Below are 23,262 nucleotides of genomic sequence, written 5' to 3' on the forward strand. Positions count from 1 at the left end.
GCGGTCGCTCAGGGAGCCCGGGGCCCGTGGCGAAGCACGGGTACCCAGGCGCCGCTTCGGGGACGGACGGGTGGGTGGGAAAGAAACCCCGGGCCTCCCGCACCACATCGCGGCCGATCCACCGGCCCGGACCCGAGACGCCGGCACCCGCCCGCCGCTCACAAGACCAGGCCCCGGCACCCCGGGGCACGCCTCGCCCGGCACGGACCGGGCCCGAGAGGCGGGCACACGCCCGCCGCTCGGGAGCCCGGGACCGCCGGGGGCGCCCGGCCGCCGTTCAGAAGGCCAAGGGCTCCGGCACGCCAGGACCGGACGGCCCGGGGGCGAGATGATGCGGGCGCCCGCCCGCCCCTTCGAAGGGGCGGGCGGGTGGGAAAAAACCCCGCGTCAGGACGCGGTGCGTTCCTGCGCGCTGGCCTCGACGCAGAACTCGTTGCCCGCCGGGTCGGCCAGGACGGCCCAGCCCCGGCCGTTGGGCTTGCGGCGGTCGTCCACCAGCGTCGCGCCCAACGCGAGGACGCGTTCCACCTCGGCGTCGCGCGACTGGCCCGGCTCCAGGTCGAGGTGGACCCGGTTCTTCAGGGACTTCCGCTCCGGCACCCGCACGAACAGCAGCGTCGGCTGGCCGTCGGGGACGGCCAGCGCGACCTCGTCGTCGCCCGGTTCGTCGATCGGATCGACCGGGTGGCCCAGCACCCCGCTCCAGAACCGGGCCAGCTCGAAGGGCTCGTGCGGCTCGGCACAGTCGAAGGTGATGTGGCGGATGACGGACGGCATCGATTCTCCTCCGCCTGCCCGCGTGAGCAGGCCGTGGGCAGGCCATGGGCAGGCTGTGGACAGGCGCGCCTCAGGCGAACAGCTCGCGCAGCGGACGTTCGTGGGTTTCGCGGAGCTCGGCCAGCGGGATGGCGAACTGGCCCTGGACCTCGACCGCGTCGCCGTCCAGGACGCCGATACGGGCGGCGGGCAGGCCGCGCACCGTGCACATGTCGGTGAAGCGGACCTCCTCGCTCCGTGGCAGCGCCACCACCGCACGGGCGGTGGACTCCGAGAACAGGAAGGTGAACGGGGTCAGCTCCTCGGGGACGACCAGCCGGGCGCCGACGCCGCCGCGCAGACAGGACTCGACGACCGCCTGGATCAGGCCACCGTCGGAGAGGTCGTGCGCGGCGTCGATCATGCCGTCCCTGCTGGCGGAGACCAGGATCTCGGCCAGCAGCCGCTCCCGTTCCAGATCGACCTCGGGCGGCAGCCCGCCGAGGTGGTCGTGGACCACCTGGGACCAGGCCGAGCCGCCCAGCTCGTCGGCCGTCTCGCCCAGCAGGTACAGCAGTTGGCCCTCGGTGCGGAACGCCATCGGGGTGCGGCGGGTGACATCGTCGATGACGCCCAGCACGCCGACCACCGGTGTGGGGTGGATCGCCGTCTCGCCGGTCTGGTTGTAGAGGGAGACGTTGCCGCCGGTGACCGGGACGCCCAGGGCGAGGCAGGCGTCGGCGAGGCCGCGGGTCGCCTCGGCGAACTGCCACATCACCGCCGGGTCCTCGGGCGAGCCGAAGTTCATGCAGTTGGTGACGGCCAGCGGCCTGGCACCGCCGGCGGCAACGTTGCGGTAGGACTCGGCCAGCGCCAGCTGGGCGCCCGTGTAGGGGTCGAGCTTCGCGTAACGGCCGTTGCCGTCGGTGGCGAGGGCGACGCCGAGGTTGGTCTCCTCGTCGATCCGCAGCATCCCGCTGTCCTCGGGCTGGGCGAGCACCGTGTTGCCGAGGACATAGCGGTCGTACTGGTCGGTGATCCAGGAGACGGACGCCTGGTTGGGCGAGCCGGCGACGCGGAGCACCTGCTCGCGCAGCGCGGCGCCGTCGGCGGGCCGGGGCAGCCGGGCCGGATCGTCGGCCTGGAGGGCGTCCTGCCACTCGGGGCGGGCCAGCGGACGCTGGTAGACGGGGCCCTCGTGCGCGACGGTGCGCGGCGGAACGTCCACCACCTGCTCGCCGTGCCAGTAGATCTCCAGGCGCTCGCCCTCGGTGACCTCGCCGATCACGGTGGCGATGACATCCCACTTGGCGCAGATCTCCAGGAAGCGGTCGACCTTGTCCGGCTCGACCACCGCGCACATGCGCTCCTGGGACTCGCTCATCAGGATCTCCTCGGGGGAGAGCGAGGAGTCCCGCAGCGGCACGGTGTCCAACTCGACGCGCATGCCGCCGGAACCGGCCGAGGCCAGCTCGGAGGTGGCGCAGGAGAGGCCGGCGCCGCCGAGGTCCTGGATGCCGGCGACCAGCCGCTCGGCGAAGATCTCCAGGGTGCACTCGATCAGCAGCTTCTCCTGGAACGGGTCCCCCACCTGGACGGCCGGCCGCTTGGCGGGGCCCGTCGACTCGAAGGTCTCGGAGGCCAGCACGGAGACGCCGCCGATGCCGTCGCCGCCGGTGCGGGCGCCGTAGAGGATCACCTTGTTCCCCGCGCCCGACGCCTTGGCGAGATGGATGTCCTCATGCCGCATCACGCCCACGCAGAGCGCGTTGACCAGCGGGTTGCCCTGGTAGCAGGGGTCGAAGACGACCTCGCCGCCGATGTTGGGCAGGCCCAGGCAGTTGCCGTAGCCGCCGATGCCGGCGACCACGCCCGGCAGCACCCGCCGGGTGTCGGGGTGGTCGGCGGCGCCGAAGCGCAGCGGGTCCATCACGCCGATGGGCCGGGCGCCCATGGCCAGGATGTCCCGGACGATGCCGCCGACTCCGGTGGCCGCGCCCTGGTAGGGCTCGATATAGGACGGGTGGTTGTGCGACTCGACCTTGAAGGTGGCGGCGTAGCCCTGGCCGATGTCGACGACGCCGGCGTTCTCCCCGATGCCGACCAGCAGGGCGTCGCTGGGCGGCGCCTTCTCGCTGAACTGGCGGAGATGGACCCGGCTGGACTTGTAGCTGCAGTGCTCCGACCACATGACCGAGTACATCGCCAGCTCGGCGCCGGTCGGGCGGCGGCCGAGGATCTCGCGGATGCGGAGGTACTCGTCCTCCTTGAGGCCCAGCTCGGCCCAGGGCTGGGCGGTGTCCGGGGTGTCGGTGGCGTGCTTGACGGTGTCCAGAACGTTCTTGGACTGTGCGGACATCAGGCGACCAGCTTCTTGAGTACCGAGGTGAAGAACGGGATGCCGTCGGTGGTGGGCCCGGTCAGGGACTCGACGGCGTGCTCCGGGTGGGGCATCAGGCCGACGATGTTGCCGGCCGCGTTGGTCAGCCCGGCGATGTTCCGGCGGGAGCCGTTCGGGTTGCGCTCCAGGTAGCGGAAGACGATCCGGCCCTCGGCCTCCAGCTCGTCCAGGGTGCGCTCGTCGGCGACATAGCCGCCCTCGCCGTTCTTCAGCGGGATGGTGATCTCGGCGCCGGCCTCGAAGTCCCCCGTCCAGGCGGTGTCGGTGTTCTCCACGCGCAGCCGCTGGTCCCGGCAGACGAAGTGCAGATGGTCGTTGCGGGTCAGCGCACCGGGCAGCAGATGGGATTCGCAGAGCATCTGGAAACCGTTGCAGATCCCCAGAACGGGGAGCCCGTCCTTGGCGCCGGCAATGATCGTTTCCATCACCGGAGAGAATCGCGCGATGGCGCCACAACGCAGATAGTCGCCATAGGAGAATCCGCCGGGCAGGATCACGGCATCCGCCTGGTGGAGATCTTTGTCACCGTGCCAGAGCGCGACCGGCTCGCCGCCGGCCAGCTTTACCGCGCGGGCGGCGTCCCGGTCGTCGAGGGAGCCGGGAAATGTGACGACTCCTACACGAGTGGTCACCGGGCCACCCCTTCTTCCACCCCATTGCCCGTGGCGTTCCCGGCCTCGTCGACGTCCTCGACGCGGACCACGAAGTCCTCGATCACGGTGTTGGCGAGAAAGGTGTCGGCGATCTCCCTGATCCGGGCCAACGCCGCCTCGTCGACCGGCCCCTCCAGGTCGAGTTCGAAGCGCTTCCCCTGACGGACATCGGTGATCCCGGCAAACCCGAGACGGGGCAGTGCGCGTTGCACGGCCTGGCCCTGGGGGTCGAGGATCTCGGGCTTGAGCATGACGTCAACTACGACGCGGGCCACTGGCTTACTCCCGGTGGTGTTGCGAGTGCTGGTGATGCGGGGCTCTGATGCTTGACGCCGCACGGATCAGCGTACCCGGCGAAGAAATCTACGCGAGTAGAGCGACGGGGGCTGGTCACGTTAAGGTATCGGGCGCACAAACCCCTGCAAGAAACGCGCGGAAATAAGTAGGGTCCCGGTACGCGAGAGTCATGTCGAGTCACTGACGAGACACCCGAGATGGTGCCGAGATGACACGCGACGGCAATTTCGTCGCTTCGCTTTAGTGCGTCGAGCACAGTACAAATAAAGAAGAAGCTCACAAACGAGGGGAGCGCCGAGATCGTGGCGGCCGGGAAACCGGCGAAGCCCGCCCCGGATGCCGGGGAACGGCGGCGACTCCCGAAAGGACCGATATCCGTGGCACAGCGTGTGGTGGTCACTCTCTCCGACGACATCGACGGCGGGGAGGCGGCGGAGACGGTCGCCTTCGGACTCGATGGCAAGACCTATGAGATCGACCTCAGCTCCGAGAACGCCGAGCAGCTGCGCGGGGCGCTCGCGCCGTATGTGGAGGCGGGCCGCAAGCGGTCCCGCTCCGGCCGGACGTTCCACCGCACGGCCGTCGCCCCCGACCCCAAGGCGGTGCGGGCCTGGGCCGAGTCCAACGGCTTCGGGGTGCCGGCCAGGGGCCGTATCCCGAGGAAGGTCTACGACGCGTTCAACCAGGCGCACGCGACCTCTCGTTGAGCCGACTTGCCATGCCCCCGGGGTGATCCGCTAAAGTCTGGAGCGCGCCGAGGGGCAGGGCCGGAAGGCCGGAACCCCGAGGATCGCGCGGGTGTAGTTCAGTAGTAGAACACCCTCTTTCCAAGAGGGAGGCGCAGTGTGCAATTCCTGTCACCCGCTCCAGCCGCTGGACCTGTCTTCGGATCGGGTACAGTAGGCGCAGCAACACCCGCTCGCGGGTGGCCCATGCGGACGTGGCTCAGTTGGTAGAGCATCACCTTGCCAAGGTGAGGGTCGCGAGTTCGAATCTCGTCGTCCGCTCGGTGGAAAGGCCCCGGCACTGTTCTCAGTGCCGGGGCCTTCTTCATGTGTACGGGGCTCCGCGGCCCCGGCGGTGAGTTGACATCTGTCATACGCGTTGATGACAACGCGCACTGCCTTCGCTCCTCTCCACGGGTGAGCCTGGAGTCATGAGCGACGCGATCGAGGTGAACGGACTACGTCGGCGGTATCAAGGCCCCGGCGCCGACGACGGTTTCGAGGCGGTCAGAGGGCTGGACTTCACCGTGCGGCAAGGCGAGGTGTTCGCGCTGCTGGGCACCAACGGCGCGGGAAAGACCTCGACGGTCGAGGTGTTGGAGGGCCTGGCGCCGCCGACCGGCGGCTCGGTGCGGCTGCTGGGCCATGATCCGTTCCGGGACCGGGCCGTGGTGCGGCCGCGGATCGGGATCATGCTCCAGGAGGGCGGCCTGCCCAGCGAGTTGACCGCGGGCGAGACCGCGCGGATGTGGGCGGGCCAGGTCACCGGGGCGCGTCCCGAGGCGGAGGCGCTGGAGCTGGTGGGCCTGGGCGGTCGGGCCGGAGTGCGGGTGAAGCAACTGTCCGGTGGTGAACGGCGCCGGCTCGACCTGGCGTTGGCGCTGATGGGCCGGCCGCAGGTGCTCTTCCTGGACGAGCCGACCACCGGTCTCGATCCCCAGGCCAGGCGCACCACCTGGGAGTTGGTGCGGTCGCTGCGCGCGGAGGGCAGCACCATCGTGCTGACCACGCACTATCTGGAGGAGGCCGAGGCGCTGGCCGATCGGCTGGCGATCATGAGCGAGGGTCGGATCACCGTCGCCGGCACGCCGGCCGAGGTGATGGCGGAGCGGCCGTCCCGGATCAGGTTCCGGCTGCCCGAGGGGCTGGTCCCCGGCCGGCTGCCGCTGACGCTGCCGGCGGCGGTGGACGGGCGCCAGGTGGAGATCAGGACGCCTCGGCTGCAGGAGTCGCTGCTCGAACTGCTGCGCTGGGCCGAGGACGGCGGGCACCGGTTGGAGCGGCTGGACGCCAGATCGGCCTCGTTGGAAGAGGTCTTTCTCGATATCGCGGGACGTGACGAGCGGGCGGAGGAGCCGGCATGAGCGGCACAACCGGAACAACCGGCGCGACGCGGGAACGGGCGGCCGGTCGGCCGCCGCTGTGGGGGCTGCCCGACGCGGCGTCGCTGCGGCGGATGCGGGCGCTGGCCAGGGCGGAACTGACGCTGCTGCTGCGCAGCCGTTCGGCGCTGTGGGTGGCGCTGCTGATGCCGGTGCTGATGGTGGGCGGCGCCTACTCGGCGACGGAGGAACTGGATCTGGCCGGGGCCGGGCTCTCCCAGGGCGAGGTGGTGCTGACCGGCGGCGTGGGGATGGTGCTGCTGGTGGTGGTCTATCTGAACCTGGTGCCGGCGCTGGTGACCCGGCGGGAGGAGCGGGTGCTGAAGCGGCTGCGCACCGGCGAGCTGACCGACGGGGAGATCCTGACGGCCGCCGCGCTGCCGACCGTTACGGTGGCGCTGGCGCAGTGCCTGGTGCTGGTGGTGGCCGGCAGCATGGCGTTCGATGTGGCGGCGCCCGGCGCGCCGTTGGTCCTGGTGGCCGGGGTCGCGCTGGCGGTGGTCTCGCTGGTGCTGCTGGCCGCGTTGACGGCGGCGTTGACCAAGACGGTGGACAGTGCGCAGATCACCACCACGCCGCTGCTGCTGATCTCGATGCTGGCCTGCGGGATCTTCATCCCGCTGGATGTGCTGCCGGACGCGCTGGCCGAGGTGTGCCGGCTGCTGCCGCTGACCCCGGCGTTCGAGTTGGTGCGGCACGGTTGGATCGGTGGGCTCTCGGACGGGGAGGCGCTGCGCGCCTGGGCGCTGGCGCTGGTCTGGGTGGCGGTCGGGGTGTTTGCCGTGCGGCGGCGGTTCCGCTGGGATCCTCGGCAGTGAGGCGTCCCGGCCCGGTGGCCGGGGCGCGGGCGAGTGCGGAGTTCGGGGCGTAGGAGAGGACGGGCGGAATGCCACGCTGGAACTGGTGGGCCGGGCTGCGGCGCCTCAACCACCGCGAGCGGGTCCACTACTACACGCGGTGCTCGCTGTACTTCATCGGTCTGCAGGAGGTGCTGCTGGTCGGCGCGGTGCTGGTGCGGGAGAGCGACCGTTCGGACGTGCTCCCGATGGTCGTCGTCGGCCTGTTGGGCGCCGCGCACTCCGGTGTGATGGTGGTGGCCACCCGGCGGAGCCTGGCGCGCTATCTGGGCGCGGGGCCGCTGCCGGTGCGGCCGTTGGCGTGGGGTCTCGGGCTGACACTGACGCTGATCGCGGTGATCGGCTGGGCGGTGGCGGTGGACGCGCTGGGCGACGAGGCGGTGGTGTTGGGGCTCTACGCCACCATGTTCTACGCCGGCCCGGTGTCGCTGGCGCTGTCGCTGCCCCGGGCCGCCGAGCTGTACGGGGTGCCGGCGGCGGCGACGGTGGTGGCGATGCTGGTGCATCGTCCCTCGTGGACGGGTCTGCTGGTCGGGGTGGCCGTCACCGCGTTGGTGGGGGCGATCATGGGCGGCATCTACCGGGTCTCCGGCTGGACGCTGCGGGTGCTCGACCAGGTGAACGCGGCGCGGGAGATGGAGGCGCGGCTCGCGGTGGCGGAGGAGCGGCTGCGGTTCGGGCGGGATCTGCACGATGTGCTGGGCCGCAATCTGTCGGTGATCGCGTTGAAGAGCGAGCTGGCGGCCGAGCTGGCCAGTCGGGGTTCGCCGCGGGCGATGGACCAGCTGGCGGAGGTGCAGCGGATCGCCCGGGATTCGCAGCGGGAGATCCGGGAGATGGTGCGCGGCTATCGGGAGGCCGATCTGGAGGCCGAACTGGCGGGCGCGCGCGGGGTGTTGAGCGCCGCCGGGATCCGTTGCCAGGTGGTGGGCGAGGAGGCGGCGGCGCGGTTGCCGGCGGGGGTGCGCTCGGCGCTCGGCTGGGTGGTGCGCGAGGGCGCCACCAACGCGCTGCGGCATTCGTCGGCCTCGCGCTGCTCGGTGCGGCTGTGGGTGCCGGACGACGGGGCGGCGGTGGAGTTGACGATGGAGAACGACGGCGTGCCGGCCGGTGCGCCGGAGTCCGCCGGGAGCGGGCTGGCGGGGCTGCGGGAGCGGCTGGCCGGGCAGGGCGGCTCGCTGACGGTCGAGCGGCCGGCCGGCGGGGTGTTCCGGCTGACCGCGCGGGTTCCGGTGGAACGGACCAACGAGAACGCCGGGACGACCGGTGCGGCCGGGACGGCGGAGAGGACGCGACGGTGAGCGGGGAACGGGCGACGGAGCCGGGCGGTGCGGTGATCCGGGTGCTGCTCGCCGATGACGAACATCTGATCAGGGGCGCCCTGGCAGCGCTGCTGGCGCTTGAGGACGATCTGCGGGTGGTGGCCGAGGCGGCGTCGGGGCCGGAGGCGCTGGCCATGGCCAGGGCGCACCGCCCCGATGTGGCCGTGCTCGACCTCCAGATGCCGGGCTCCGACGGGGTCGCGGTGGCGGACGCGCTCCGCGTGGAACTGCCGGAGTGCGCCACGATGATCGTGACGGGACACGGCCGGCCCGGCCATCTCAAACGGGCGTTGGCGGCGGGCGCCAGGGGGTTTCTGCCCAAGACGGTGTCGGCGCGGCGGCTCGCCGAGATCATTCGGACGGTGCGCGCCGGCAACCGCTATATCGATCCCGAGCTGGCGGCCGACGCGATCAGCGCGGGCGATTCGCCGCTGACCGCGCGGGAGGCGGAGCTGCTGGAGCTGGCGGCCGACGGCGCGCCGATCGCCGAGATCGCGGAACGGGCGGCCCTGGCGCCCGGCACGGTCCGCAACTACCTCTCCTCCGCGGTCGCCAAGCTGAACGCGGAGAACCGCCACACGGCGGCGCACCGGGCCCGCGAGCGCGGCTGGCTCTAGGTGTATGGGCCCGGGGGCCAATCACCCGGACGAGTGAGGGGGTCGGGGTCAGTCCCAGGGTTGGCCGGTGAGGAGTTGGTAGACCTCGGCGTAGCGGCTGTGGCTCTGCTCGATCACATGGGGCGGCAGCTGCGGCGGCGGGGTGTCGCCCCGGTGGTCCCAGCCGGCGGCCGGCGAGAGCAGCCAGTCGCGGATCAGCTGCTTGTCGTAGGGGCGTTGGGGCTGGCCCGGCTGCCATTCGGCCTTGCGCCAGAAGCGGGAGGAGTCCGGGGTGAGCACCTCGTCGGCGAGGATCAGCGGCTGGTCGGCGGCGCCGCCGGTCGGGCGGCCGAACTCGAACTTGGTGTCGGCGAGGATGATGCCCCGGTCCCGCGCGATGTCCCGCGCCCGGTGGTACAACGCCAGGGTGGTCTGGCGGAGTTGGGCCGCCGTCTCGGCGCCGACCCGGCGGGCGACCTCCTCGTAGGCGACGTTCTCGTCGTGGTCGCCCAGCTCGGCCTTGGTGGCCGGGGTGAAGATCGGGGCGGGCAGTTCGGAGCCGTCCACCAGGCCGTCGGGGAGGGCGAGTCCGCAGACCGTGCGGTGTTCCCGGTACTCGACGAGGCCCGAGCCGGTGAGGTAGCCGCGGGCCACCGCCTCGACGGGGACCATGTCCAGCGACCGGCAGATCAGGGTGCGGCCGGCCCAGTCGTCGGGGGCGCCCCTGGGCGGGTCGGTGCCGATCACATGGTTCGGGACCAGATCGGCCAGCTGGTCGAACCACCAGAGGGAGAGCCGGGTGAGGATGCGGCCCTTGTCGGGGATCTCGCCGCGCAGCACCCAGTCGAAGGCGGACACCCGGTCGGTGGCGACCATGACCAGCTGTCCCGCCTCGTCGCGGTAGAGATCCCGCACCTTCCCCGTGTGCAGATGCACCAGGCCCGGAACCTGGACGGGCTCGGGCCGCTCGATGAATCCTGGCACTGTGTCTCCTGGCGACTCGGGGGGTTGATGGGGCCGCGCCGCCCTCATTGTCCCGCATGGCGGCGAAAGGCCGGCGACCGGGTGCGCCGGCCGCAGAGCGCCACTCATCACCCCTGTTTGCAGATGCGATCGAGCAGATTGGCGGTGGCGCGCTGGATTCTGGGGTCCGTGTGGCCGGGTCTGGCCAGCGCGGGCGACCAGGCGAAGGTGCCGGAGGCGAACACCCAGGCGCCGCTGGGCGCCTGGTAGAGCGACGTCTGCTGGTGCCGGGCCACGCCCGTCTCGTCGCGGAACGGGGAGTGCGCCAGCAACACCCGGCTCTCCGTGGCGGGCAGCGGCGTCCTCGGGAAGTAACGGTCCGCCTCGCCGGCCACCAGGCCCGCCAGCTCCTCCCCCTCGGCCGCCCCGGTGGCCTCCCACAGCCAGTGGTGGGCGTTCCGCACCACCAGCGGATGCGGACGCGGCACCCGGCCCGCGTACTGGATGCCGAGCAACAGCTGCTCGGGGGCGCCCTGTTCGCGCCAGAGCACGGCCCGGCCCGGGCCCTGTCGTTTGCGGCAGTGCAGCAGCCGGTCGGCGTCGCCCGAGGGCAGCGGGCCGAGCGAGACCTGCCAGTACATCGAGTTGGCCGCCAGGAACACCAGGGAGGTGCCGATCTCCCTGGCCTCCTCGACGGCCCGGCGCATCGGCACCGACCAGTACTCGTCGTGGCCGGAGAAGACCAGCCCCCGGTAGCGCGCCGCGTCCACCCGACCGGCGTGCAGATCGCGGGCGGTGGCGTAGGAGAGGTCGTAGCCGTAGCCCTCGGCCCAGCGGATGAAGTCGTAGGCGTGCCCGGCGTGCAGCGGCAGCCCGGCGCCGGCGTAGGGGCGGTCGAAGGAGACGGTGACCGAGGCATCCTGCTCGCCGAGGAGCCGGCCGCCCGCGTCCCAGCCGTGGTAGAGGCTGGCGCCGGCGGAGCCGTCCTCGGGGAAGAGGTTGTACGCCTGCCAGGTCACGTCGGGCAGCACCAGCAGCAGATCGGCCGGGCGGTCGTCGCGGACGGCGAACGGCACATGCGAGCGGAACGCGCCGTCGGCCGTGGTGAGCACGGCGACATGGGCGCCCGGCTGCCAGTCCTCCGGGACCTGCAGCCGCCAGGACAGCCACCAGTTGTGACACGAGACGGTGCGCCCGGCGATCAGCGGCGTCGGCTGTCTGATCCCCATCAGCTTGGGGCTGCGCAACAGTAACTGGGCGCCGTCACCGGCGAAGTGGCCGATGCGGTAGATGTCGATGGTGAACTCCTGGGGCGGGTCGACCGTGACCCTGAAGTCCAGCGCCTGGCCCGGCTCCACCGCCCCCTCGGTGACAAACCCCTTGATCTGACAGGCCACATCGTCCGCGGTGCGCGGCCCCGAAGGCGGTGGATCGCGGCGCTGGGCCGGCAGCGCGTACCCGGCGTCGTAGAAATGCCCCTCGCTGGACCGCAGCCAGGGCAGCGGGCCCTGCCCGTACGGGTCGGATACCGCGTGTGTCAGCGTGCCCGCCTCCCAACGGCGAATACGCTCGGTGGTCTCTCTCAAGCTCCCCTCCCTGCACCTCCGGTGGCCGTGCCGTCACCAGCACATCACATATGGCGAGCGTCCGATCACCGTTCGTCGTGGGATTGACCGCGAGGTGTTGGCGCGATACTGACGCCGGGGGCCTCCCCTGTCGAGCCCCGGCCGCTACCCAACCCCCGTTGTCACACGAGGCGTACGGGTTTGTCGGCGCGGACGCCGGCGAGCGCCAGCCAGTCCCGCAGCGGGCCCGCGTCGCCCTCCTCGACCAGGGTGTGCACCGTGTCGGCGAGATCCTGGGGGCGGCCGGCCACGGTGCGCAGCACTGGGCCGTCCAGCCAGTCGAGCCCGGGGGAGGCGCCGGCGGTGTCGGCGGCGGCGCAGCAGACCGCGGCGGCCACATGGTCGATCAGCGACTCCCGCCGCCCGCGCGGCTGTTGGGGCGGCAGCGGCAGCGGCCCCTGGCCGCCGTCCGGCGGGGACCAGGGCCGGGGGGCGTGCGCGGCCTCGGCGCGCGCCGCGTCGGCGGTGAGACGCGCGGCCAGCTCGTCCGTGTTGCCGTCGGCGGCCGCCTCGGCGAGGCCGTGCAGCGCGCGGGCGAGCGTCGGCGTCTCCGTGGCGTCCAGGGCGGTGAAGAGGCGGGCGGCGCGATCCCGCCAGATGCGGTCGACCACCTCCTCCGGATAGGCCGGCCACTCCACCGGCGCCCAGCCGGCCGAGCGGTCGTCGGGCACGCCGTGGAAGAGCCGGGCGGCCAGCAACGAGACCTGCTGGTCCAACTCGCCCGGGCGTTCCAGCAGATCGCAGGCGGGCCGCCGGTCGAGCCGGGCGGCGAAGCCGTCGGCCAGCCGGTCCCGGCTGGACAGCTCGGCGAGCGCGGCCGCCACCCCGGCGTCCAGGCCGCTCGGCCAGCGCCCGGTGCGCCAGGCGGGCAGCGCGACCCGCGTCAACAGCCGGTCCCAGCCGGCGTAGGCGAGGCCGACCTGCTCCTGGGCGAGGGCGCGCAGCGCCTGGTCGACGCCCCGGGCGCGGGACGCGGCCGCCGCGGCGACGCCGCGCTCCATCTCCACCGAGTGCCCGGCGCCGGCGCGCAGCAGCCGGCGGGCGAGCCGGCCGGCGACGGCCGCGAGCGGATGCCGCGCGGCGCTCCGGCCCCTGGCCCGGCCGGCCGCCGCGTCCCAGGCGCGCAGGCAGCGGCGGGCTGAGGCGATATCCGGATGGGCGGCCGGCCCGGTGCCGGCGACCACGGGCGCGAGCAGCGCCCGCAGCTCGTCGACCCGCAGCCACCAGAGGAACGGCGAGCCGATCACCAGCACGGGGGCGCCGCCCGGCGGCGCGGCCTGCTCGTCGAGCCAGCTGTCGCAGTCCGGCGTGAGCGCGATCCCGCCGGGCTCCGGCACGTCGAGCTCGGCAGCCAACTCGCGTATCAGCCGGTGCAGTGCGGGCGCCGCCTCGTCGGCGACCGGCACCGTGGGCGTCGGCCGGGGGCGGGCCCTGGCGATGGAGAGGCCGAGCGCGGTGGCGGACGCCAGCACGGCGACGGCCACCGCGGCGACGGACCAGCCGAGCGCGCCGGGCGCGCCGACGACCAGCAGCACCACGGCGATCGCCGCCGGCGTCAGGGCCAGCGCCAGCGCGGTGTTGCGCACCCGCAGCACGGCCAGCGCGTGATCCCGCGCGGAGTAAGTGGCGTTACGCGCTTCGCGCTGCACCATGCCCGTGCCCTCCGCTGTCCGGTTACCGCCGCATCTGTCTCCACTGTGACACCGGGCTCGGACATCGCAAGGCGCGCTGCGCCGAACGCCTGAGAGCACGGTGACTGGCGTCGAAGACGTTGCGACGCCCCCTAGTTGGGTGTGCGCCGCACCCTAGTTGGGTGTGGCGGGCGCGTCAGCCGGACGGGGATTCGGTCACTCGATGGTGGGGCTTTGGTCAGAGGCTGCCCGCGCGGCGATATCCGTTCGATGGTGTGATCCGGCCAACTCGATCCGGCCCACCGCCCGGTAGGCGCGCTCCCTCGCCTCCGTCAGATCGGCGCCGATCGCCGTGACGGAGAGCACCCGGCCACCGGCGCTGACCACCCGGCCGGCCTCGTCCCTGCGGGTGCCGGCGTGCAGCACATAGGCGCCGGGCCCGTCCTCGGCCCTGATCGCCTCAAGCCCCTCGATCGGATCGCCGGCGCGCGGCGCCGCCGGGTAGCCGTCGGCGGCGACCACCACCGTGACGGCCGACCCCTCGGACCAGCGCAGCGGCGGATGGCCGGCCAACTCGCCGACGGCCGCCGCCCTGAGCAGCCCGGCCAGCGGGGTCTCGAGACGGGCGAGCACCACCTGGGTCTCCGGATCGCCGAAGCGCGCGTTGAACTCCACCACCCGCACCCCGCGCCGGGTGAGCGCCAGGCCCGCATAGAGCAGCCCGGAGAACGGGGTGCCCCGGCGGCGCAGCTCGTCGACGGTGGGCTGGAGCACCGTCCGCAGCACCTCGTCGGTGAGCTTGCGATCGGCCCAGGGCAGCGGCGAATAGGCGCCCATGCCACCGGTGTTGGGGCCCTGGTCGGCGTCGAACGCGCGCTTGAAGTCCTGGGCGGGGGTGAGCGGGAGCACCGTCTCGCCGTCGGTGACGGCGAAGAGCGACACCTCGGGCCCGTCCAGGAACTCCTCGATCACCACCCGCTCGCAGGACCGGGCGTGCGCGGTGGCGACGGCGAGGTCCTCGGTGACCACCACGCCCTTGCCGGCGGCCAGCCCGTCGTCCTTGACCACATAGGGCGGCCCGAACTCGGCCAGCGCGGCGTCGGCTTCCGCCGGGGTGGCGCAGACATGCGCCCGGGCGGTCGGCACCCCGGCGGCGGCCATCACGTCCTTGGCGAACGCCTTGCTGCCCTCCAGCCTGGCGGCCTCGGCGCCGGGCCCGAAGGCCGCGACGCCGGCGGCCCGGACGGCGTCGGCGACGCCGGCGACCAACGGCGCCTCGGGGCCGACGACGACCAGCTCGGCGCCGAGTCGGAGCGCCAGCGTGGCGACGGCCTGGCCGTCGAGCGGGTCGACGGGGTGGCAGTCGGCCAACTCGGCGATGCCGGCGTTGCCGGGCGCGCAGTGCAGCTCGGAGACGGCGATGTCGCGGGAGAGTGCGTGACACAACGCGTGCTCGCGGGCGCCACCACCAATGACAAGGATTCTCACGCGCGCAGCCTAACCGCCACCCCCTCCCCCACCCCTCCCCCGTCCACCCACCGACCACCCCACCCCGGCCCCGCCCCGACCCCGACACCGGCCCGACCCGACCGCCGCGCAGCGGCGGGGCGGCGCAGCGGCGGAGGCGGCGGGACGGCGGGGCGGCGGGCACCGCCCCGCCAGGGCGGCGGGACGGCGGGGCGGCCGGGCGGATCTGTCGACGCCGGCCCGGCGTCAGAGAAACGCCACCGCGCAGCGGCGGGACAGCGGGCAGCGGCATGGCAGCGGGACGGCGGGGTGCGTTTGCAACCGCCCGCCCGGCGTGAGGACGGCGCCACCGCGCAGCGGCGGAGCCGCAGGGCCGCAGGGCCGCAGGGCCGCAGGGCCGCAGGGCCGCAGGGCCGCAGGGCCGCAGGGCCGCAGGGCCGCAGGGCCGCAGGCGAGTTTGCCATCGCCCGTCCGGCGCGAGGGCAGCGCCGCGCAGCGGCAAGCCCGCAAGGCGCCCACCCGGCGCGAGGGCCCCGCCCGACCGCCGCGGAGCGGGCACCGCTGCGCGGCGGCGGGGCGCAGCGGTGCGTGCCGGGCCGGGGGTGGTCGGTGGGTGGGCGGCAGGGCGAGTTTGCCGGCGCCCGCCCGGCGCAGGGGCGTAGCGGCAAACCAGCACCGGCTGCCTGGGCACGAGCGCACAGGACACCCCCCGAACGGGAACCGCCGCGCACCGGCGCCCCCGCCAACACCTGCCCGACGCGATGGCCCCCTTCAAGGACACCGCGACGCGCAAACGCACCGCCGCGCAGCGGCAAGCCCGTCAACGCCGGCCCGGCGCGAGGGCACCGCCGCGCGCAAGCGCAACGCCGCGCAGCGGCAAGCCCGTCAACGCCCGCCCGGCGCGAGGGCACCGCGCGACGGCAAAGCCGCCGAACGCCAGCCCGGCATGAGGACACCGCCGCGCGCAAACGCAACGCCGCGCAGCGGCAACCCCGCCAACACCCGCCCGGCGCGAGGGCACCGCGCGACGGCAAAGCCGCCGAACGCCAGCCCGGCGCGAGGGCCCCGCCGCGCGCAAACGCAACGCCGCGCAGCGGCAACCCCGCCAACACCCGCCCGGCGCGAGGGCACCGCGCGACGGCAAAGCCGCCGAACGCCAGCCCGGCGCGAGGGCCCCGCCGCGCGCAAGCGCAACGCCGCGCAGCGGCAACCCCGCCAACGCCAGCCCGGCGCGAGGGCTTAGCTGAAGACGATCATCGAGCCCTGGGCCAGGCTGCGGGTGGCCGCCGTGTGGAGGCCGAGCCAGACGTGGCGTTCCTGGGCGAAGGGGCCGGCGTCGGTGGGGCCGGCGGCTGGTTCGTCGAGGCGGGTGGGGCGTTGTGGCGGGCTCGGTGGGGAGGGCGGTCTGGCCGGGTCGATGCCGAGCGCGGGGCCGACCAGCTCCAGTTCGCGCAGCAGCCCGTGGCTGGAGCCGAGCGGTCCGCCGCCGGCCAACAGGTCGTCGTTGACCAGCGGATGCGGGAAGTCCACCGGCAGGTACACGCCGGCGTGGTCGGAGTGCCAGACCAGATGGGCCTGTTGGGCTCCGCTCTCGAACATCTCCAGCAGCTGCTGGTAGTCGCCGTCCAGTTCGGCGGCCGGGGTCACCGGCAGTCCGCTGAGCTGGAGCAGATAGGCGCGGCGCAGCAGATGCAGCGCGGTGTAGTCGAAGCCGGCGACGGGCGCGACCTCGCCGACCGTGCCGGGCACATAGCCGAAGACGGGCACCGGGGGCAGTCCGGCGTCGGAGAGGGCCCGGTCGTAGCCGGCGATCTCCTCGGCGAACGGGTTGTCGGGGCTGTGGCACAGCACATCGACGAGGGGGACCAACCAGAGGTCACAGGCCACGTAGGAAGCTCACTCTCCGTCCGGGGGTGTCCGAGGGTGTCCGAGGGCGTCCAGGGGTAGGGGCCGGCGGCTCAGGCCGTGTCGAGTTCGGCCGCCAGAGCCAGGATGTGGGATCGGTACTCGCCGAGCAACAGTCGGGTCTCGGTGACATCACCGTGTTCCACGGCGTCGGTGAGCGGGAGGTGGCCGGCCCAGAGGCGGCCGGCGAGACGTCCGCGCTGGCGCAGCGCGGGCACCAGATAGGCCCAGCAGCGCACCCGGAGTCGGTCGAGGAAGTCGCCGATATGGGGGTTCTTCATGAGCGCGTCCAGCTCGCGCCAGTACCGCAGGTCGTAGCCGATGAGTATGTCCAGGTCGCCGGCGAGGGCCGCCTGACGTGCGGCGACGGCGCGGCGGCGGACCGAGGTGAACGTCTCGGGCTCGGCCCAGTGCTGGGATAAGGCCGGGTTGCGGCACAGGAAGCCGTCGCTGACCAGCGCCTGTGCCTCGACCATCTGCTCGAAGTCGACGAGGGAAAACTGCTTGATCCGGTAGCCGCGGTGTTGCTCGACCTCAAGCAGCCCCTGCGCGGACAGGTCGACAAGCGCCTCGCGCACCGGGGTCGCCGAGACCCCGTACTGCTCGGCGATTTCCCGCACGGTGAACTCGGCGTCGGGGGCGAGCCGTCCGGCCAGGATTTCTTCCCTCAGGGCGTCCGCCAATTGCTCCCGCAGGGTGCTGCGTTGAATCACGGCAGCCCAGACTACAGACCCACACTTGACAGTCCACTGTCGTTACGACAGCATGCTGTCAATAACACCGCCGAACGAGGAGCCGTTCCGATGCGCGACCACCCCGCCGACCACCCCACTGTTCACCCCGCCGACCACTCCGCCGGGGCCGCCGACACCGCCCCCGAGCGCACCGGCCGCACGGTGCATCTGGCGGTCTACGACACCATGGCCGACTGGGAGACGGGGCACGCCACGTCGACGCTGGCCGGCCACGGCTTCCGGGTGCTGTCCGTCGGGCCGGGCGAGGAGCCGGTCACCACCATGGGCGGACTGCGCGTGCTGCCCGACCTCCCGTTGGACCGGCTCGATCCGGCCGACAGCGCGCTGCTGATCCTGCCGGGCGCCGGGGCCTGGATGGCGGGCGATTCGTTGGCGCCGTTCGCCGAGGCGGCGCGGGAGTTCGTGGCCGCCGGCGTGCCGGTCGCGGCGATCTGCGGGGCCACGGTCGGCCTGGCCCGCGCCGGCCTGCTGGACGACCGCGCGCACACCAGCGGCGCCGCCGAGATGCTGACCTTCACGGGCTACGCCGGCGGCGCCCACTACCGGGAGGCGGACGCGGTGACGGACCGCGGGGTGATCACGGCCGGGCCCACCGATCCCGAGCCGTTCGCCCGGGAGATCCTGGCCCGGCTCGATGTCCTCGAACCCGAGGTGCTGGAGGCCCGGTTCCGGCTCTACGCGCACTCGGACGCCAGCGCCTATCCGATCCTGGCGGCCGCCGAGGCGGCTCGGTGACCGCGGCGGACGCCGAGGCCCAGACGCTGCTCTCGGACACCGCGCTGACGGTCTTCCGGCTCAACGGGCAGTTCCTCGAACTGGCCGAACGGCTCTCCCGGCCCGCCGGGCTGACCGCCGCCTGGTGGCAGGTGCTCGGCGCGGTGCTGCCCGAGCCGCTGCCGGCCGCCGGCATCGCCCGCGCGATGGGCGTCACCCGGCAGAGCGTGCAGCGCGTCGCCGATCTGCTGGTCGAGCGCGGCCTCGCCGAGTACCACCCCAACCCGGCGCACCGCAGGGCGAAGCTGCTGGCGCCGACGCCGGCGGGCCGGGCCGCGATCGACCGGATCAACCCGGCGCACGCGGACGCCGCCCACGCCCTGGTCGAGGCGCTGGGCGGCGTCGACCGGGGGGCCGAGGTCCTCGCCGCGCTCACCGAGCTGTCGCGGGCCCTGACCCAACTCCCGGCCGTCCCCGAGCAGTAGACGAACGACGCCGAACCGTGACCGACCTGCGCCGAGCGCGCGCCCCCCGGAGCGCTTGTGCGCCCCTTAGCGCCCCGTTCCTCGGGGCCCGAACCCGCGTGGGCGGGCACGATATTCACCTCTATCCTCAGGTAAGGGAACCAAAGTCATCACCGGGGGAGTCACTTTCCATATGGATCGCCTGAGGCCGCAGGACCCGCACCGCATCGGCGAGTACCGGTTGCTCGGCAGGCTCGGCGAAGGCGGTATGGGCCAGGTCTATCTGGCCCGTTCCGAGCGCGGTCGCACCGTCGCGGTCAAGACGATCAAGAGCGAGCTGGCCCAGGAGCCCGACTTCCGGCGGCGGTTCGCCGACGAGATCGCCGCCGCCCGCCGGGTCGGCGACCGTTGGACCGCGCCCGTACTCGACGCCGACACGGAGGCGGCCACGCCCTGGGTGGCCACCGGCTACATAGCCGGCCCCTCGCTGCACGAGGTGGTCGGCCGGGACCACGGGCCGCTGCCGGACCGCAGCGTGCTGCTGCTGGCCAACGGCCTCGGCCACGCGCTGCGCGCCATCCACGGCGCCGGACTGGTCCACCGCGATCTCAAGCCGTCCAACGTGCTGATGACGATCGACGGCCCCCGGGTGATCGACTTCGGCATCGCCCGCGCCCTGGAACCCGGCCCGCAACCCGGCGTCACCCGCACCGGCGCCACCGTCGGCTCCCCCGGCTTCATGTCCCCCGAGCAGGTGCGCGGCCAACGGGTCACCCCGGCCAGCGACATCTTCTGCCTGGGCTCGCTGCTGGCCTACGCGGCGACGGGCCGGACGCCGTTCGGCGCGCTGGACTCGGGCGTGCACATCCTGATGTTCCGGATCGCCGAGGAGGGCCCGGATCTCACCGGGGTGCCCGAGGCGCTGCACCCGTTGATCAACAGCTGTCTGGCCAAGGAGCCCGAGCAACGGATCGGCGTGGACCGGCTGCTGGCGGCCACCCAGCCCGACACCTCGTCCCGCGAGCCCTGGCTGCCGGGCGCGCTGGTCGCCCAACTGGGCCGGCACGCCGTGCGGTTGCTGGATTCGGAGAACCCGGTCAGCCGGGTGGACAACCCGGTGCTGCCGGGACAGCCGAAGACGGGGCCGAGCACCCCGCCGCCGGCCACGCCCGCCGCCGCCGAGCGCACGCCCCGGCCGGCGCCGCCCGCCCTGCCCGACTCGCGCGCTTCGTCCGCCGTGCCCCATCCGCCCGGGCCGCCCGGCACTCCCTCGCAGGCGTCCCAGGGGTCCGCCGGGTCGTGGCCGGGAGCGCGCCCCCGGCCGATCCCCTCGCCGTACTCCCAGCCGGGCGTCGGCTATCCGTCGACCGGCGCCGGCCGGCCGAGCCCTTCGCTGCCGGGGTCCGGCTCCTACGGCCCCGGCACCCCCTACCCGGGCGCCAACACGCGCGTCGGCGCCCGCGGTTGGCGCGCCCGGCGCGGGCCGATCGCGGCGCTGGTCGCCGCCGCCCTGGTGCTGGCGGTGCTGGTCGTGGTGCTGGTGACGCGGCTGGGCGGCGGCGGGGGCGACGCCATCGACGAGGCGTATCTGGGCACCTGGCAGGGCGAGTACGACAACGCCAGCGGCGAGGCACGGGAGCTGCGCTTCGAGATCACCCAGGGCAGGACGGGCGAACTCGTCGGTAGCGCCCTGACGCTCACGCCCAACACCCTCTGTGCCTATCATGTTCGGCTCGACTCCTTCGACGACCAGCTGAACTTCACGGAGGAGTCGAACTGGAGCGTTCCCGAGGACCAGACGACGGAGACGTGCCGGGACAACAGCACCGTGCAGAGTCTGCGGTTGGTCGAGGGAGGCGAAGACGGTGGCGAGATGGTGTGGACATACGGGGAGCAGGAGGCCACCCTGCACGCCGGCCCCGCCAGTTCGGGGCAGGATGTACCCGAGGCACTGCTGGACGACTGGACCAACGAGTTCACCTCCCAGGAGTCGGGAGACGACTTGTCGGACGTGATCACCATCCGACAGGGCGCCGTCGGTGAGCGACTGCTCCGCTTCGAACGGCGCGAGCAGGGCGAGGACGATCTGATGTGTGTCTGGGAGAACCGCCTGGTCCGGGTGGAGGGGGACCGGCTCACCTTCGGCCCCGACGAGTTGGTGGAGTCCGCCGACGGCGTCGACTGCGGGGTCTTCTCCGCGTTCCGGGTCAACCTTGAGGAGGGTGACGATGACACGCTCCAGATCATCTGGTTGACCAACCTGGACAGGGACCCGGCCGAGCACGAGCGCGACGACTAGCCGTGCCTCAGGTCACAAACTGGCACAGTCGTAAGCCGAACCGGTTTGCGGGAACCGATCACGGTTCGGCTTCTGTCCTCCTTTCTGTGCAGGGGCGACCGTATTCTCAAGAGGCTTACCGGACCGAAGAGGAGTAACACAGCATGAAACCGCTCGGGCCGACAGATCCCCAACGCGTTGGCCACTACCGGCTGCTGGGGAAATTGGGCGCCGGCGGGATGGGCAGCGTCTATCTCGCCCGCTCCGATCGCGGGCGCACGGTGGCCGTGAAGGTGGTGCAGCCGGAGCTGGCCCGCCAGCCGGAGTTCCGGCAGCGCTTCCAGCACGAGGTGGACGCCGCCCGCCGGGTCGGGGGCGAGTGGACGGCCCCGGTGCTGGACGGCGACACGGAGGCCGCGACGCCCTGGGTGGCGACCGGCTATGTCGCCGGGCCCTCGCTGCACGAGGTGGTCGCCAGCACCTACGGCCGGCTGCCGGAGCGCACCCTGCGGATCCTCGCCAACGGCCTGGTCCGTGCGCTGCGGGACATCCACGCGGCCGGCCTGGTGCACCGCGACCTCAAGCCGTCCAACGTGATGATCACGATCGACGGCCCCCGGGTGATCGACTTCGGCATCGCCCGCGCCCTGGAGGCGACCAGCGAGGGTCTCACCAGGACCGGCGCCGCCGTGGGCTCCCCCGGCTTCATGTCGCCCGAGCAGTGCAGGGGCGAGACCCTGTCGGCCGCGAGTGACATCTTCTGCCTCGGTTCGGTGCTCACCTTCGCCGCCACCGGCCGCACCCCGTTCGGCGACGCCAACAGCGCGATGACCGCGCTGATGCTGCGGATCGTGCAGGGCCAGCAGGATCTCACCGAGGTGCCCGAGGGCATCCGTCCGCTGATCGAGTCCTGCCTGGCCGGCCACCCCGCCGAACGGCCCTCGCTCGACCAGCTGTTGGAGGCCACCGCGGTCGACGAGGCGGACGACGAGCCCTGGCTGCCCGGCGCGCTGATCGCCAAGCTGGGCCGGCACGCCGTCGAGCTGCTGGACTCCGAGGACCCGTTGCAGGCGCCGCCGCTGCCGGCCGGCTCCCCGCCGCCGGCGATGCCCAGCGCGCCGCCGACCCCGGCGCCGCCGTCCGCGATGCCGGGCCCGCCGCCCGCCGCGCCGCCGACGCCCACCCAGCTGGCCGTTCCGGCGACGCCGCCGCCGAGCCCGCATCCGAACGGGCCGGTCGACGCGATGGCGACCATGACCTCGGCGGTGCCGCCGGCCGGCTACGGCCCGCAGGGCGGCGCCTACGGCTATCCGCAGCAGGCGCACGGCGCCCCTGGCTACGGTCAGCCGGGCGACCCCAACAACCCCTACGGCCACCCGTCCGATCCCAACAACCCGTACGGCGGCGGCTATGGCGCCGGTGGCCCGGGCGGCTACGGCCCGCCCGGCGGCCCGATGGGCCCGGGTGGCCCCGGCGGCCCGGGCGGCGGCCGGAACAACAAGACGCTGTGGCTGGTGGTCGCCGGCGTGGCCGCGCTGGCGCTGATAGCCGGCGTCGCGGTGTTCGCGCTGGCCGGCGGTGACGACGACGACAACGACAAGGCCGGCCCGACGGGCTCGCCGACGCCGACGCCGACGGAAGAGTTCACCCCGACCGACCCGCCCACCACCGAGGACCCGCCGACGGAGGACCCGCCCACCGAGGACCCGCCGACGTTCGGCACGGGCGAGATACCTTACGAGATGGTCGGCGCCTGGGAGGGCGAGATCGTCAGGAACGACGGCGCCGTCTGGTTCCAGCGCGTCGAGGTCACCGAGGGCTCGGCCGGCGAGGTGGTCACCACCCAGTACACGGTGCTCGCCAACTCGCTCTGCAAGGAACAGTCGTCCCTGGTCGAGCTGAACGGCGACGAAGTCGTTCTGACCAGCGACGACATCGACCAGCAGTGGCCGTCCGACGCCGACTGCGGGCCCTGGGGCGAGCAGACCCTCGCCTACAACGGCGGCTCGCTGACCTGGACCGCGCCCGGCTTCGCGGCCGAGAGCGAGCTGGTCCCGGCCCAGCGCGAGCCCGACCGGGACGCCATGCCGTACCCGATCCACAGCAAGACCTGGACCGCGGGTGACTTCTCCATCGACACGGAGACCACCAGCTACCCGGGCGAGCTGGCGATGACGTTCACGGACGGCAACTGCACCTGGGAGTCCGTCATGGTCTCCGGCGCCCTCTACACGGACCACATCATCGTCGGTCCCCCGGAGGACGCCAGCGGCAGCTGCGACCCGCTGCCGAGCTACCGGGTGCACTGGCCCGAGGAGGAGGACAGCCCCGAGTCCATCACGTTCTCCCCGATGGGCGACCCGGACGACAGCTTCACCGCCACCCTCGGCGGCTGACGGCGACCGACACGACAGACGGCCCGTGGGCCGGGTGAGGGCTTCCGCCCCCGCCCGGCCCACGGGCCGTCGTGG

At 73.2% G+C, this 23,262-nt stretch carries 19 protein-coding genes and 2 tRNA genes; 11 read left to right on the forward strand and 10 right to left on the reverse strand.

The annotated features are described in order from the left end of the window. Positions 1-387 precede the first annotated feature (387 nt). The 4 genes from AOM46_RS10525 to purS all read right to left on the reverse strand — a co-directional run bounded on the left by AOM46_RS10525 (position 388) and on the right by purS (position 4,085). Complete coding sequence (locus AOM46_RS10525) at positions 388-777, reverse strand: VOC family protein (RefSeq protein ID WP_062208913.1); 390 nt, start codon at positions 775-777, stop codon at positions 388-390. 70 nt (positions 778-847) lie between these two features. Continuing rightward, positions 848-3,115 (reverse strand): phosphoribosylformylglycinamidine synthase subunit PurL, encoded by a 2,268-nt coding sequence (gene purL / locus AOM46_RS10530; protein WP_062208916.1) that lies wholly within the window; start codon positions 3,113-3,115, stop codon positions 848-850. Next, positions 3,115-3,789: a phosphoribosylformylglycinamidine synthase subunit PurQ gene (purQ, locus tag AOM46_RS10535; RefSeq protein ID WP_062208919.1), complete on the reverse strand. Its 675-nt coding sequence runs from the start codon at positions 3,787-3,789 to the stop codon at positions 3,115-3,117. The genes purL and purQ overlap by 1 nt, the downstream gene beginning before the upstream one ends. Beyond that, positions 3,786-4,085 (reverse strand): phosphoribosylformylglycinamidine synthase subunit PurS, encoded by a 300-nt coding sequence (gene purS, locus AOM46_RS10540; protein ID WP_062208922.1) that lies wholly within the window; start codon positions 4,083-4,085, stop codon positions 3,786-3,788. Before purS ends, purQ begins: the two co-directional genes overlap by 4 nt. A gap of 399 nt (positions 4,086-4,484) precedes the next feature. Between purS and AOM46_RS10545 the strand changes: the two genes are divergently transcribed. The 7 genes from AOM46_RS10545 (at position 4,485) to AOM46_RS10575 (ending at position 9,010) form a co-directional block, all read left to right on the forward strand. Beyond that, the gene (locus AOM46_RS10545) at positions 4,485-4,814 is read left to right on the forward strand and encodes an Lsr2 family protein (protein ID WP_062208925.1); all 330 of its coding nucleotides are present in this window, start codon (positions 4,485-4,487) and stop codon (positions 4,812-4,814) included. An 87-nt stretch (positions 4,815-4,901) separates the two neighbouring features. Continuing rightward, positions 4,902-4,976: transfer RNA gene (locus AOM46_RS10550), tRNA-Gly, on the forward strand. A gap of 65 nt (positions 4,977-5,041) precedes the next feature. After that, a tRNA-Gly gene (locus tag AOM46_RS10555) sits at positions 5,042-5,114 on the forward strand. Positions 5,115-5,263: 149 nt separating this feature from the next. After that, on the forward strand, positions 5,264-6,196 hold the full coding sequence (locus AOM46_RS10560; protein WP_062208928.1) for an ABC transporter ATP-binding protein: 933 nt from the start codon (positions 5,264-5,266) through the stop codon (positions 6,194-6,196). Further along, entirely contained in the window at positions 6,193-7,032 is an 840-nt protein-coding gene (locus AOM46_RS10565; protein WP_062208931.1) for an ABC transporter permease, read from the forward strand. Before AOM46_RS10560 ends, AOM46_RS10565 begins: the two co-directional genes overlap by 4 nt. A gap of 68 nt (positions 7,033-7,100) precedes the next feature. Beyond that, positions 7,101-8,372, forward strand: a complete 1,272-nt coding sequence (locus tag AOM46_RS10570) for a sensor histidine kinase (RefSeq protein ID WP_062208934.1) — start codon at positions 7,101-7,103, stop codon at positions 8,370-8,372. Then, positions 8,369-9,010, forward strand: coding sequence for a DNA-binding response regulator (locus AOM46_RS10575; RefSeq protein ID WP_062208937.1), 642 nt, complete (start codon positions 8,369-8,371; stop codon positions 9,008-9,010). Before AOM46_RS10570 ends, AOM46_RS10575 begins: the two co-directional genes overlap by 4 nt. Positions 9,011-9,058: 48 nt before the next feature. On the opposite strand, the gene AOM46_RS10580 is transcribed toward AOM46_RS10575, so the two are convergent. The 6 genes from AOM46_RS10580 to AOM46_RS10605 form a co-directional block, all read right to left on the reverse strand. Beyond that, complete coding sequence (locus tag AOM46_RS10580; protein ID WP_062208940.1) at positions 9,059-9,973, reverse strand: phosphoribosylaminoimidazolesuccinocarboxamide synthase; 915 nt, start codon at positions 9,971-9,973, stop codon at positions 9,059-9,061. A 107-nt stretch (positions 9,974-10,080) separates the two neighbouring features. Continuing rightward, positions 10,081-11,538: a N,N-dimethylformamidase beta subunit family domain-containing protein gene (locus AOM46_RS10585; RefSeq protein ID WP_062208944.1), complete on the reverse strand. Its 1,458-nt coding sequence runs from the start codon at positions 11,536-11,538 to the stop codon at positions 10,081-10,083. A gap of 161 nt (positions 11,539-11,699) precedes the next feature. After that, the gene (locus AOM46_RS10590; RefSeq protein WP_062208947.1) at positions 11,700-13,229 is read right to left on the reverse strand and encodes a hypothetical protein; all 1,530 of its coding nucleotides are present in this window, start codon (positions 13,227-13,229) and stop codon (positions 11,700-11,702) included. A 195-nt stretch (positions 13,230-13,424) separates the two neighbouring features. Further along, entirely contained in the window at positions 13,425-14,696 is a 1,272-nt protein-coding gene (gene purD / locus AOM46_RS10595; RefSeq protein ID WP_062208950.1) for a phosphoribosylamine--glycine ligase, read from the reverse strand. Positions 14,697-15,914: 1,218 nt separating this feature from the next. Then, on the reverse strand, positions 15,915-16,562 hold the full coding sequence (locus tag AOM46_RS10600; RefSeq protein WP_062208953.1) for a hypothetical protein: 648 nt from the start codon (positions 16,560-16,562) through the stop codon (positions 15,915-15,917). 71 nt (positions 16,563-16,633) lie between these two features. Then, positions 16,634-17,293, reverse strand: coding sequence for a GntR family transcriptional regulator (locus AOM46_RS10605; protein ID WP_370592677.1), 660 nt, complete (start codon positions 17,291-17,293; stop codon positions 16,634-16,636). A 207-nt stretch (positions 17,294-17,500) separates the two neighbouring features. Here AOM46_RS10605 and AOM46_RS10610 point away from each other — a divergent pair, with 207 nt between their 5' ends. The 4 genes from AOM46_RS10610 to AOM46_RS10625 all read left to right on the forward strand — a co-directional run bounded on the left by AOM46_RS10610 (position 17,501) and on the right by AOM46_RS10625 (position 23,187). Continuing rightward, a complete protein-coding gene (locus AOM46_RS10610; protein ID WP_062210654.1) occupies positions 17,501-18,070 on the forward strand; it encodes a DJ-1/PfpI family protein in 570 nt (189 codons plus the stop codon). After that, positions 18,067-18,534, forward strand: coding sequence for a MarR family winged helix-turn-helix transcriptional regulator (locus tag AOM46_RS10615; protein ID WP_062208956.1), 468 nt, complete (start codon positions 18,067-18,069; stop codon positions 18,532-18,534). The genes AOM46_RS10610 and AOM46_RS10615 overlap by 4 nt, the downstream gene beginning before the upstream one ends. 172 nt (positions 18,535-18,706) lie before the next feature. Then, the gene (locus AOM46_RS10620; RefSeq protein ID WP_062208959.1) at positions 18,707-20,812 is read left to right on the forward strand and encodes a serine/threonine-protein kinase; all 2,106 of its coding nucleotides are present in this window, start codon (positions 18,707-18,709) and stop codon (positions 20,810-20,812) included. Between the two features lie 143 nt (positions 20,813-20,955). Next, positions 20,956-23,187, forward strand: a complete 2,232-nt coding sequence (locus AOM46_RS10625; protein ID WP_078856698.1) for a serine/threonine-protein kinase — start codon at positions 20,956-20,958, stop codon at positions 23,185-23,187. Positions 23,188-23,262 lie beyond the last annotated feature (75 nt).

It is taken from the genome of Streptomyces sp. NBRC 109706 (assembly GCF_000974485.1).
GTDB lineage: Bacteria > Actinomycetota > Actinomycetes > Streptomycetales > Streptomycetaceae > Streptomyces.